The 12,464-nt window shown below is 51.9% G+C and carries 9 protein-coding genes; 7 read left to right on the top strand and 2 right to left on the bottom strand.

What is annotated here, in order from left to right; all coding sequences use genetic code 11:
• Positions 1-71 precede the first annotated feature (71 nt).
• The 7 genes from yegD (at position 72) to AB5Y81_RS17400 (ending at position 8,675) form a co-directional block, all read left to right on the top strand.
• Complete coding sequence (gene yegD, locus AB5Y81_RS17370) at positions 72-1,433, top strand: molecular chaperone (protein WP_219326665.1); 1,362 nt, start codon at positions 72-74, stop codon at positions 1,431-1,433.
• Between the two features lie 177 nt (positions 1,434-1,610).
• Positions 1,611-2,030, top strand: coding sequence for an META domain-containing protein (locus tag AB5Y81_RS17375; protein WP_017787065.1), 420 nt, complete (start codon positions 1,611-1,613; stop codon positions 2,028-2,030).
• A gap of 80 nt (positions 2,031-2,110) precedes the next feature.
• On the top strand, positions 2,111-2,959 hold the full coding sequence (locus tag AB5Y81_RS17380) for an HDOD domain-containing protein (protein ID WP_017764864.1): 849 nt from the start codon (positions 2,111-2,113) through the stop codon (positions 2,957-2,959).
• 5 nt (positions 2,960-2,964) lie between these two features.
• A complete protein-coding gene (malZ, locus tag AB5Y81_RS17385) occupies positions 2,965-4,794 on the top strand; it encodes a maltodextrin glucosidase (RefSeq protein WP_279485146.1) in 1,830 nt (609 codons plus the stop codon).
• A 221-nt stretch (positions 4,795-5,015) separates the two neighbouring features.
• On the top strand, positions 5,016-6,020 hold the full coding sequence (gene pseB / locus AB5Y81_RS17390) for a UDP-N-acetylglucosamine 4,6-dehydratase (inverting) (RefSeq protein WP_279485145.1): 1,005 nt from the start codon (positions 5,016-5,018) through the stop codon (positions 6,018-6,020).
• Entirely contained in the window at positions 6,017-7,162 is a 1,146-nt protein-coding gene (gene pseC / locus AB5Y81_RS17395; RefSeq protein WP_279485144.1) for a UDP-4-amino-4,6-dideoxy-N-acetyl-beta-L-altrosamine transaminase, read from the top strand. Before pseB ends, pseC begins: the two co-directional genes overlap by 4 nt.
• A 46-nt stretch (positions 7,163-7,208) precedes the next feature.
• Positions 7,209-8,675 carry a putative sugar O-methyltransferase gene (locus AB5Y81_RS17400; protein WP_080631852.1) on the top strand — a complete coding sequence of 489 codons (1,467 nt, stop codon included), beginning with the start codon at positions 7,209-7,211 and terminating at the stop codon, positions 8,673-8,675.
• Positions 8,676-8,698: 23 nt separating this feature from the next.
• Here the strand turns inward: AB5Y81_RS17400 and AB5Y81_RS17405 are convergent, their stop codons facing one another.
• Both AB5Y81_RS17405 and AB5Y81_RS17410 read right to left on the bottom strand, forming a co-directional pair.
• Entirely contained in the window at positions 8,699-10,594 is a 1,896-nt protein-coding gene (locus AB5Y81_RS17405) for a glycosyltransferase (protein ID WP_279485143.1), read from the bottom strand.
• Between the two features lie 13 nt (positions 10,595-10,607).
• Complete coding sequence (locus tag AB5Y81_RS17410) at positions 10,608-12,446, bottom strand: radical SAM protein (RefSeq protein ID WP_164673740.1); 1,839 nt, start codon at positions 12,444-12,446, stop codon at positions 10,608-10,610.
• Positions 12,447-12,464: the final 18 nt, after the last annotated feature.

The raw sequence follows: 12,464 nt of genomic DNA on the forward strand, positions 1-12,464 counted from the left end.
GCGCCGGGTTGTGAGACCCGGCGCCTTCGGGTAGGCTACCAGCCCTTTTTTGCTCAGGAGTCTGGCTGCCCATGTTTATCGGATTTGATTACGGTACCTCCAACTGTGCCGTCGCCGTGATGGAACAAGGCAGCCCCCGGCTGCTGAACCTGAGCGGTGCCCACTACCTTCCCTCCACCCTGCACGCGCCCCATCGGGATGCCATCGCCGGCCTGCTGGCCGAAGGGCTGGCGCCTGCCCAGCAGAACGAGTACCTCAAGCTGCGCGGCCCCGTGGTGACCCGGGCCCAGGCGGTACGCCGCCAGATGCGCGAAGAGGGGCTGATCGACGAGCTCAGCTTCGGCGCCGCGGCGCTGGAGCGCTATCTGGAAGAGCCGGACGACGGCTACTACATCAAGTCGCCCAAATCCTTCCTCGGCGCCTACGGCCTCAAGGCACCACAGATCGCCCTGTTCGAAGACATCGTCTGCGCCATGATGCTGCACGTGCGGCGCGAGGCGGAGCAGCAGCTCGGCGCACCAATTCGCCGGGCCGTGGTTGGCCGCCCGGTCAACTTCCAGGGGTTGGCGGGGGAAGAGAGCAACCGTCAGGCCATCGCTATCCTGAGCGAGGCGGCGCGCCTCGCCGGGTTCGAGCAGGTGGAGTTCCTCTATGAACCGGTGGCGGCCGGCTTCGAATTCGAGGCACGCCTCAACGAGGATGCAGTGGTGCTGGTGGTGGACATCGGCGGCGGTACCACCGACTGCTCGGTGCTGCGGATGGGCCCGAGCCATCGCGCCCAGCTCGATCGCAGCGGCGATCTGCTCGGCCACAGTGGTCAGCGCATCGGCGGCAACGACTTCGACATCCGGCTGACGGTGGAGGGCATGATGCCGCTGCTCGGCATGCACGAGACCCTCAAGACCGGCAAGCCGCTGCCCCACCCGCTGTTCTGGGACGCCGCCGCCATCAACGATGTCAGCGCCCAGAGCCGCTTCTACAGCCTGGAGACGGGCCGCCAGCTGCAGGATCTGCAGCTCGACAGCCTGCCCGGCAGCAAGCTGGGGCGCCTCGCCAGTCTGCGTGCCCACAAGCTGAGCCACCAGCTGGTGTGGCGCGCCGAGCAGGGCAAGATCGCCCTCTCCCAAGAGGAGTCGGCCCAGCAATCTCTGGCCGAGCTGGAGCACGGGCTGACGGCTGAGCTCAGGCGCGATCAGCTGGCCAGCGCCTCCACCCCGCTGCTGGAGAAGATCGGTGAGCTGATGGACGAAGCCATCGCCGCCGCCGACGTGCAGCCGGACCGGGTCTTCATCACCGGCGGCAGCGCCCGCTCGCCCCTCATCCAGGCCTTCATCCGCCAGAAGCTACCCCAGGTACCGCTGGAAGGGGGCGATGACTTCGGCTCGGTCGCCTCCGGTCTGGCCCGTTACGCCGAGCGGCTATTCGGCAACTGACGCCCCCGCGGGGGTGCCGGCGACGACGCAGGCACCCTTTTGCAAGGCTGGTGTTGCCATTTAACGACACAGGCCCAATCCGCGGGACGACAGAAGCGGTCGGGGGCACTCCCCCTTGCCCTGCCTGGGGGGCCGCACAGAGGGTATGCTTGTCACTCCCACTACCGGAGCCCTTTCATGCCCAGATTCTTGCTACTGCTGCTCGCCCTGCTTTTGCTCAGCGCCTGCAGCAGTACTCCCCGCTTTGCCTCGCAAGACCTGCAGCACCACCACTGGGTGCTCGACAAGCTGGATGGCCAACCCGTCACCGCGGCGCGAGACAATCCGCCCGATTTCGAGATAGGTGAGCACTTCACCGTCAACGGCATCGCCGGCTGCAACCGCTACTTCGGTCAGGGCCACCTCGAGGGGAACAAGTTCTGGGTGACCAGTCTGGGCAGTACCGAGATGGCCTGCCAGGCCCCGCTCGATGCGGTGGAGCAGGCGGTGCTGACCACCCTCACCGAAGGGGCCACTCTGGACGGCACCACCCAGACCCTGATCCTGCAGGGCAAACGGCATCGTTTGGAATACACCCTGCGCGACTGGGTGCTGTAGTCCCCCCTTCGCATCACAAAGCCGGATCACAAACAGGAACATGTGCCCCGCCTGTGGCACAATATGAGGCAGTGCTCGCAATGGAGGCTGCCTCAGCCATGTCGATGGACCGTCTGTTTGACAAGATCAAACAACTCCCCACTATTCCACAGCTGCTGCATGAGTTGATGCAGAGCTTCAGCGATGAAAATGCCCGCATCGACCAGATCGCGGCCAAGATCGCCATGGATCAGGTGATCAGCGTCAAGGTGCTGCGAATGGCCAACTCGGCCGCCCTGCGCCGCGGCAACGAAGTCACCTCCATCGAACAGGCGGTGATCCGCCTCGGTTTCAACCGGTTGCGATCTGTGGTGGTCGCCTCCGGCATCATCGGCAGCTTCAAGGCCCCTCCCAGCTTCGACAAGAACAAGTTCTGGACCGAGACCTTCCAGGTCGCCACCATCGCCAAGACGCTGGCCCAGGAGGCCAAGGTGCTCGACCCCGAGACCGCCTTCACCTGCGCCCTCATCCACAACATCGGCGAGCTGCTGATCCAGAGCACATTGCCGGAAGAGGCGGAGCTCATCAATCTGGCGATCCAGAAAGGGAGCAGCCGGGTCGAGGCCCAGCGCGAGATGCTGGGGTACGACTACGCCCAGCTCGGTGCCGAGCTGGCACGGCGCTGGAACCTGTCGGAGGCCTTCGTTGACGCCATCTCCCAGCAGCTGGATCCCCTCTCCCACGATCCGGTCAGCAAGGAGGCGGTACTGATCCGCCTGGCGGTCTTCATCTCCTTCGCCTGGAACGCCGGGGTGCCGGCCCAGGCCATCATAGCCCGCTTCCCCAAGCCGCTGGCCGACCAGCTGGGACTGGATCCCAAGTCCCTCGCCGGCCAGCTCGAAACACTGCATGAACAGGGTAATGCCCTCGCCGATCTTCTGACTCAATAAGCATCATGACCCATCCGTTTCTGTTTCATCCCCAGGTGGCGCCCTGGTTCAAAGAGAGCGCCGACGCCCTGCAACTCACCCTGTTCAGCGAGCTGGACGCGCCGATCCGCGAGGTGTGGCTGCGCCACGAGCCGGACAACGAGGAGTATCTGGTGCCGATGACGGCGGTCTCCACCCGCGATCGGCTGCAGGTATGGCAGGGCACCCTGCCGCTTCACAAAGGGCAGGATATCCACCTCTACTGTTTCAAGTGCCTCACCGACGAGGAGCAGTGGTGGCTGCATGGCGCCGGCGTCAGCTCGGCCATGCCGCCGCGGGAACAGCATTTTCGCTTCAACAGCCTGCACCAGCCACCGGCCTGGGTGCAGGATCAGGTGTTCTACCAGATCTTCCCCGATCGTTTCTGCAACGGCGACCCGTCCCTCAGCGTCAAGCATCACGAATACGAGTACCGTGGCAAGGCGGTGATCAGCAAGGCGTGGGGCGAGCCGGTCAGCCGCCACGAAGAGGGGCACGGCGCCTGTGAATTCTACGGTGGCGATCTGGCTGGTATCGACGCCAAACTGCACTATCTGCAGTCCCTCGGGGTGACGGCGCTCTACCTCAACCCCATCTTCGATTCGCCGAGCAACCACAAATACGACACCCAGGACTACTTCAAGGTGGATGCGCATCTGGGCACCAACGCCCAGTTCGCCGAGCTGACCCGCAACCTGCACCAGCGCGGCATGAAGATCATCCTGGATGCTGTGGTCAATCACACCTCCACCGAACACCCCTGGTTCTGCCCGCCGCTGGGCGCCCAGCACAACCCGGACTCCCCGTGGCGCAGCTTCTACACCTTTGACAGCGAAGGGGATTACGTCAGCTGGAAGGGCATCCGCAGCCTGCCCAAGCTCGACTTCTCCAGCGAACAGGTGCAGGACGCCGTCTATCGCGCCGACGACGCCATCCTGCGCTACTGGATGCGCGCCCCCTACCAGATCGACGGCTGGCGCTTCGACGTCATCCACATGCTGGGGGAGCGCGGCACCGCCGAGGGCAACCGCGGCCACGTGCGCGCCATTCGCGGGGCGGTGAAGCAGGAGAACCCGGACGCCTATGTGCTCGGTGAACACTTCTTCGAGGCGAGCCAGTGGCTGCAGGGGGATCAGGAGGACGGCGCCATGAACTACTACGGCTTCGCCCACCCGATCCGCGCCTTCCTGGCGGGGCAGGATATCGCCTACCACCCCATCAAGATCAGCGCCGAAGAGCTGGATCGCTGGCTCAAGCTGGCGCGTACCCACATTCCGTTCAAGAACCAGCTGGCCCAGTTCAACCTGCTGGACAGCCACGATACCGCCCGCTTCCTCCACCTGCTGGGTGAAGACAAGCAGCGGATGCAGCTGGCCGCCACCCTGCTGCTTACCTACATCGGCGTGCCCTCCATCTACTACGGCGATGAAGTGGGACTCTCTGGCGGCAATGACCCAGACTGCCGCCGCTGCTTCCCGTGGGATACCACAGACTGGGATCACGTGCTGCACGACCACTACCGTCGGCTGATCCAGATCCGCCGCCAGCGCCCCTCCCTGCGCCGTGGCGATATCCAGACCCTCTACGCCGGGCCCCACAGCTATGTGTTCGCCCGTACCCTGCAAAGCGATCAGGTGGTGGTGGCCTGCAACCGTCACCCCAGCGAGCCGCGCACCATCAACCTGCCCCTGTGGCAGACCGCCAGTCCCGCCAGCCGATTCACCGACGCCTTCAACGGCGACAAGTTCGAAGTGGTGCAGGGCGAGGTTCAGCTCACCATCCCCGCCAACTCGGCCAGAGTGTTGCTCTCCAGCTAGGCGTCAAAAAAGCGGAACCCTGTGTTCCGCTTTTTGTTAAAGCCCCCGAGATCGCATAAAGTTGTTTGAACTGAGTTGGATTTCTCTATGAATCATCTAGTTAGTTCACTCAGAGTGGAATAAAACTGGCATCATACAAGGCCGTATCAGCCCCTTTTCGGCTAAACTGGCCCAAGGCACATAAATTGCTTGTCACTTGGCATCACTAGCGAGAATCCGTCATGTTCGACAATAAAACCCTATTGATTACCGGCGGCACTGGCTCGTTTGGCAAGATGCTGGTCAAGACAGTGCTGGAACGCTACAAACCGAAACGACTGATCATCTACTCCCGCGACGAGCTGAAACAGTTCGAGATGCAGCAGGTCTTCAACGCCCCCTGCATGCGCTACTTTATCGGTGATGTGCGGGACGCCAACCGGCTCACCATGGCGATGCGCGGGGTCGACTATGTGGTGCATGCGGCGGCGCTCAAACAGGTGCCGGCCGCCGAATACAACCCCATGGAGTGCATCAAGACCAATATCCACGGGGCCGAGAACGTCATCCAGGCCGCCCTGCTCAATCAGGTCAAGAAGGTGATCGCCCTCTCCACCGACAAGGCCGCCAACCCCATCAATCTTTACGGCGCCACCAAGCTGGCCTCCGACAAGCTGTTTGTCGCCGCCAACAACATCGCCGGCCAGGATCCAACCCGTTTTGCGGTGGTGCGCTACGGCAACGTGGTGGGGTCGCGCGGCTCGGTCGTGCCCTTCTTCCAGAAACGGATCGATCAGGGCACCACCACCCTGCCCATCACCCATGTCGAGATGACCCGTTTCTGGATCACCCTGCAGCAGGGGGTCGACTTCGTGATGAACAACTTCCCGCGCATGAAGGGGGGCGAGATTTTCGTGCCCAAGCTGCCCTCGGTGCGGATCACCGACCTGGCTACCGCCATGGCCCCTCAGCTGGAGCAGGAGATCATCGGCATCCGCCCGGGTGAGAAACTGCATGAAGTGATGTGCCCGTGTGACGACTCCTACCACACCTTCGAGTTCGACGACTTCTTCATCATCGGACCGACCATCAACTTCAACAATCGCAACAATGACTTCTCCGTCACCGCCTCGGGTGAAAAGGGAACCATGGTGGCCCAGGGGTTCGAGTACAACTCCCGTGACAACGATGATTTCCTGACGGTTGAGCAGCTGAAAGAGTTGAACAGCAAGGTGGTAATGGAATGATCCCGTACGGCAGACAGTCGATCAGCGAAGCGGATATCGAAGCCGTGGTCGAAGTATTGAGGTCCGATTTTCTAACCCAGGGGCCCGTGGTGCCCCGCTTCGAGCAGGCAGTGGCGGATTACTGCGGCGCTCGCTTCGGGGTGGCGGTCAACTCAGGTACGGCCGCCCTGCATATCGCCTGTCTGGCACTGGGTGTCGGCCCGGGTGACTGGGTCTGGACCTCCCCCATCAGCTTTGTCGCCTCGGCCAACTGCGCTCTCTATTGCGGGGCTCAGGTCGACTTCGTCGACATCGAGCCCGATACCGGCAACATGTGCGCCATGGAGCTGGAGCGCAAGCTGGTAGCCGCCAAGGCTCAAGGATGTCTGCCCAAGGTGGTCATCCCGGTACACTTCGCGGGCCTGCCCTGCGACATGCAGGAGATCCATCGCCTGGGACAGGAGTACGGCTTTCGGATCATCGAGGATGCCTGCCACGCCCTCGGCGCCCGCTATCACGACGAGCCCACCGGCAACGGCCGTTACAGCGACATCACCGTCTTCAGCTTCCACCCGGTGAAGATCATCACCACCGGCGAAGGCGGCATGGCGATGACCAACGACCCTGCGCTTGCCAAAACCATGAGCATGTTGCGCAGCCACGGCATCACCCGCGAACCGGAAGACTTCATCAACGAACCGGATGGCCCCTGGTACTACGAGCAGCAAATGCTGGGCTTCAACTACCGAATGACCGATATTCATGCGGCATTGGGGCTCAGTCAGATTGGGCGTCTGGAGGTGCTTCTCGCTAAGCGACGGGAGATTGCCGCAAGCTATCATAGTGAGTTACCACGACATATTGAGCCTCTCGCTACTCGCAAGGCTCGTCTCAGCGCATGGCATCTTTGTGTTATCCGAGTTAAACAATCGGCTCGTAATTATGTGATCGACAAGCTAAGAGAAAATCACATCGCAGCAAACGTGCATTATATTGCGATAAATAATCAGCCTTTTCATAAGATAACACCGGGGAAAACCTCCAATGCTGCACGTTTTTCCCAGTCAGCAATCACCTTACCGCTATATCCAGACCTGTCACAGTCAGACTTTAGATTGATAATGAAATGCCTATCAGAAATAAATATAGAGACAGTAAGTTAAGCAGAAATACGACCAGTCCAACAAATAATATATTGTAGAGATACTTATGAAAGTTATCATATACGGAACAGGGCTTATCACTGAGGATAATAATCCCACTAACGATTTTCATGTAGGTAGTGGTAATGCCTTTAATAGTGGCATTGAGTTCAACTGTGCACGTTATGGTATTAGCATTGTGGGATATATTCAGCCCAATATAAATAAAACACCAGTTGTATTTAAAGACATAAAAATCATAGAACCTAGAGAACTAGCTTCTATTGAATATGATTACATTATAATTAACAACCAGTTTGATAAAAGTGATGTTCATTCAATATTATCAACAAGTGGCATCGATACTCAAAAAGCGCTGTCATTCAAAAGTGACTTCCATACTATAATTCGAGCTTTTGAGTCTAGTAGTTCTATATCTATTCGACACCACTCAGTTGTTGGCATCCACTTGGAAACGATAACAAAATCATATGATATTTCCAAAAAATCGATTTCTGATGTCGATACAGGCATTGATAATGCTATGGAAGAAAAGATTATCAATGAAATTTTTTCTGCTCATCAAAAGACAATTAATGATTCGGAACGTGGAACAATCCCATCGGCATTACGAGTAGGAAAGAACTGGTATAGTTTTCTACAGGCTACAAGACCAAATTTTTACTCTGCCATAGAGAATAAAAATCTAATTAATCTAAAAGGGTTGCTACGTAATTTTTATAGAAATGAAATGAGTAGTGGCATTCTAGGCGGGAATGAGGCATATCAAGCATTCTGTAATGATTCTCAACATGCTGGCAACTTTAGACGAACATTCAATGTGTGGAAAAATAGTCTACCAGTTCCTAACATTGAACAGTTGGCATGTAAAAAAGTAGGTAATCCTTATGGCGTCTATTTGAATGGCAATATTGTTCACGCCAATAATATGTTGAATCACTATCGCGCTTCGATGACGATGAATCTGTTAGCTGATATCGAAAAGCCCATCGTTATGGAGGTTGGTGGAGGTTATGGTGGATATGCTGAGTCACTTCTATCATGTAACTTCCATGGGACATATATAAATTTTGACCTACCTGAAAATTTAATAGTTTCATCATACTACTTAATGATGAGCTTTCCCGATAAGAAGATACTGACATATCAAGATGATATTAAAACTCTCAGCCGAGCAGCACTAGAAAAATATGATATTGTTTTGTTACCACACTATCTCATTGAAAAAGTAGAAGAACTTGCAGTCGATCTGGCGATCAACACTATCAGTTTCTCGGAAATGGACTTTAACAATATATCTAATTATCTTTCTCGATTCAGTAAGACAAGTCGACATTATATCTACCATGAAAACATGCTGGATGGTGGCGCCGGTTATGAGTTCTATCCAGTTAGCACTTTCCCTCCTCTTAATAATTTCAAATTGATATTTTCATCACCTTCACGCTGGCCTTGGTTTAGCATCAATTCAGCTCATCATCATCACGCTGAATTTTTGTATGAGCGCAGATAAATAATTGGGGGCATAGCCCCCGATTATTTATAACATTCAATAAAATCTAAGACATCAGATAAAATATACGTCGTATCATATGCCCTTATTACTTTACCAACCAGTTCCTCATTTCTCATGTCATCATAAATCAATGGCCCTGATACCTCAGCTGCGATAAGTATCGCATCTATTTTATATTTGCAAAGAATGCTTTTGTCGTAAACATATAGACCATCCATATATTGACCTGCAAGCCGGTTATCTACAGCAAAAATCCTCACATTTTTGAAGTTACTTTCAAAAAAGCGGATCAACGACTTACCAAAACTTCCACCGATACCATAGATGCAAAGTGATAATTCACTTTGGATACTCTTCAATAAACTTAAGTGATCAAAAATTTTACGCCACATTTGTATCGGTTTTATAAAACGAGTGGTATCCTTACTAACTTTGTATTCTACAGGGAAATGAGATGTATAGTTAACCAAATCACGATGCGTTAGCCGCGCCATCAATGCCGAGTAGTCAGCATTCCTTGGAAATACCAGTGTATCAATAAATATAGGCTCACCATCAAGAGTGACAAGCACCTCATTATTTTCGTCTACATTTTTAGATACAGGCTCGGCAAGTAGTCGTTTAAACGCATCATATGACTCTATAAATTCACAAGAAAGCTCGCCGTTATCATCTGAAAAATGTAGATGGTTTGTCTGGAAAGCAGAGAAATCGAACATCACCCCAAACTGGCAGATTTTATCATTTCTACAATAAGTAGCTATAAACCCTTCATCAACATACTTATATGTATCATCACCTACTGAATTGAAAGTGATAAACTCAATGTCAGGATTGTACTTAAATGTTTCCTGGACTCTGAGAAGGATGTCACCCATCGGTGATGGATTTTTTAGGTCAATGTCAAGAAATGGCTTATCTACTTTATTTGTAGGGAAATGTAGTTTATGAAGCATGGTTCTCACCCTATTCTGGATTGAATGCATGCTACTATTTATCTCAAACCATCGTCTCTGACGGTCTCGTGAACGGCTATGTAGTATTGTTGATAACTTCTCTTGTAGTTCCTCACCGCTATTGAAGTAAATAACTGCTGGAGATTCTCCCAAAATCTCGTATAACTCTGGGTTGCTATTTGTTATCTGAACAGCTCCAGCACCAAGGACTTCAAAGTGACGTAATTTAACCTGAGACTCCTGACTATCAGGAGCCCAAGCGGGGTTAAAGACAACACCAGCCGAGCTATAAACTTTGTTAAAATCGGCTATATCCAAGACCCCACGAGCATATGCTCCTAACGTCTGGTGCTCTTCCCATCCATATCCATATATAGCAAAATCTAGATTACGACTTACAGTGTAGGCTGCGCAAATCTCCAGAAATATATCACGCAGTTTACCATCTTCGGCCCCAGTAAAACTAGAGTCGGATTGTTTATTCTTACCAATAAAAACAATATCGTGGCCATGATGACCAGGTTCGTATCTAAATCGACTATTATTATATCCCCAAGGTAGATGACTAATATTGTCATAGCCTTGTTCACGCCTAATCTTATAAGCCTTTTTTGAATGAGTGAATATATAATTATAATGGTGATCGAACTTTTCTAAATTCAGATCCATCCACTGTCCAGGCTCATCATCAGGATAAAAGGCAGATATTATTCTGCCACCTGCCAATTTATGCCAGAACTCTTCTGAAAAAAGTTCTTTTATCCAGTCGTGATATACATGGATGAATTTTACACCACATTTATTAGCGACATCCAAAACATATGCTTCAACATCTTTCTTACCAAGATAGAACGATAAAGGAAGGACATTAATACTTATTGCCGCACATCCAATAACATCTCGAAATGGTGAACGGCAATTATCATGGATATACTCGATGTTAAATGCACCCAGTATCATTATTTTTTCCATATCAAATAAATGTCCCTTCCATAGTAAACATCACAGACGGTGCCGGACTTAAAGTCATTAGTTTACGAACCTCTTCATATCCACTACCATCATTGTTGGAGCAGGGAGCAAAGACAATGCAGCCATTATCTATCAATGAACTCAGTTGAGAGTGCAGATTCTGATAGTCAAAGTTTTTCACATTGTTGAAGGTGATGATATGTGGGGCATCTATAACTGCTGAGATATCATCCACAAACCGCTCATGGGTGAATACATTTACATTCCAGCCATTATTTTTCAGCGCAGTGAGAACAAGTTTGCTAAACGTAATATTTGCACATTGAAGTAAAACAATACGCTTATCTTTGCTAATACCTCTGTCCAATAACCCATCACAAAGTGTCTGAGCATAATTTCCGTCATGGAACTTTTTCACTTGACGAGATAGGTTAAACCGTCGATAAGCTTCGTGAACGTAGAACTCCAACTGCTCTCCGGTAAAGTTCTCCGTACGAGAAACAGCTTTGGTTGAACCCACATAGTCTTCCCAATTTTCACTCTGTAACCATCCTGCCTCTTTATACATTTCATACATACGAGTACCGGGGTAAGGTGTCGCAATGGAGAACTGTACAGTGTCACAAGGAAGTTCACATGCGAGGTCAATTGTTTTCTCAATTGTCTCTATCGTGTCGCCAGGTAAACCAAAGGTAAACGTCAAATGGACTTTGATACCACGAGTAGAAGTCTTTTGGATACCACTAATAACTTTATTGATATCTATGTATTTTTCTGAAGCATCAAGAATTGATTGTTCAGCCGATTCGACACCATATTTGATACTGTAAAGTCCTGCCTCAACGAGCGCATCTAGTTGTTCATCATCAATTCTATCCGCACGCCCCATGGTCGCCCATGGAATAGTATTTAACCCAGCATCAGTAATCGCTTTAGCCAAAGCAATGACACTTGCTTTACTCATATTGAATGTATCATCATCAATATAGAAGCTCTTGTACGGGACTTGTTGCAAATTTGCTTTAATCTCACCGACGACATCTTGCGGTGTACGCTTGCGATACTTACCACTTTTATAGAACATTTGTGGCCAAACACAAAATATACATCCGTAAGGGCAACCACGCGTTGACATGAGTTGTAATTGTGGACGGGGTAACCCACATACACCATCAAAATAGTTCAGTGCAGGTAATCCATCTTCTCTCTCTGCCCACGGCAATGAATCAAGACCGATCAATTCACCGAACTCAGTTTTAACTACGCCAAGTAGCTCACTTCTGAAAAGAATACCTGGTATTTCACTCAGGAGGCGATCGCTGACACCATCACGAACGACCTCAAGTAACTTCACCACACTGGCCTCATATTCTCCATATGCAATATAATCAATAACTGGCGTACGTTCCAAAAATGACTTATCTTCTAACTCAATATGTAATCCGGTGAATACGACAACACATAATGGATGTGAATTCTTAATTTTATTTGCTATCGCAAGATCATGCTTCAGTGTAGCAGAGGCCGTTTCGATAACGATCACATCCGCATTATATGAATCCACAAAACTATAGAAATTATCGTAAGTCTCACCCAGAGCTATTGAGTCCCTGACATATGCTTCGAAACCTCTCTGCTTTGCAAGTGCACCAGCCGTTGCCAACCAGAATGGAAATGGCAGATAACCGCCGAGCAGACCAGGAAGAATTCCATCTTTTTCACAGGCATTATCAACAGTAAAAGTGTGTGGCCAGCGTGAACCAGCTCTTACACCACGCCAGCCTTCATGGCCGTCTTCCGGAAGTTTATACCAAGGCGGATTAAGGAAAAGTACACGCATTATGTTCACCTTCATCAT

This window comes from Aeromonas sp. s2 (assembly GCF_040907935.1).
Lineage (GTDB): Bacteria > Pseudomonadota > Gammaproteobacteria > Enterobacterales > Aeromonadaceae > Aeromonas > Aeromonas dhakensis.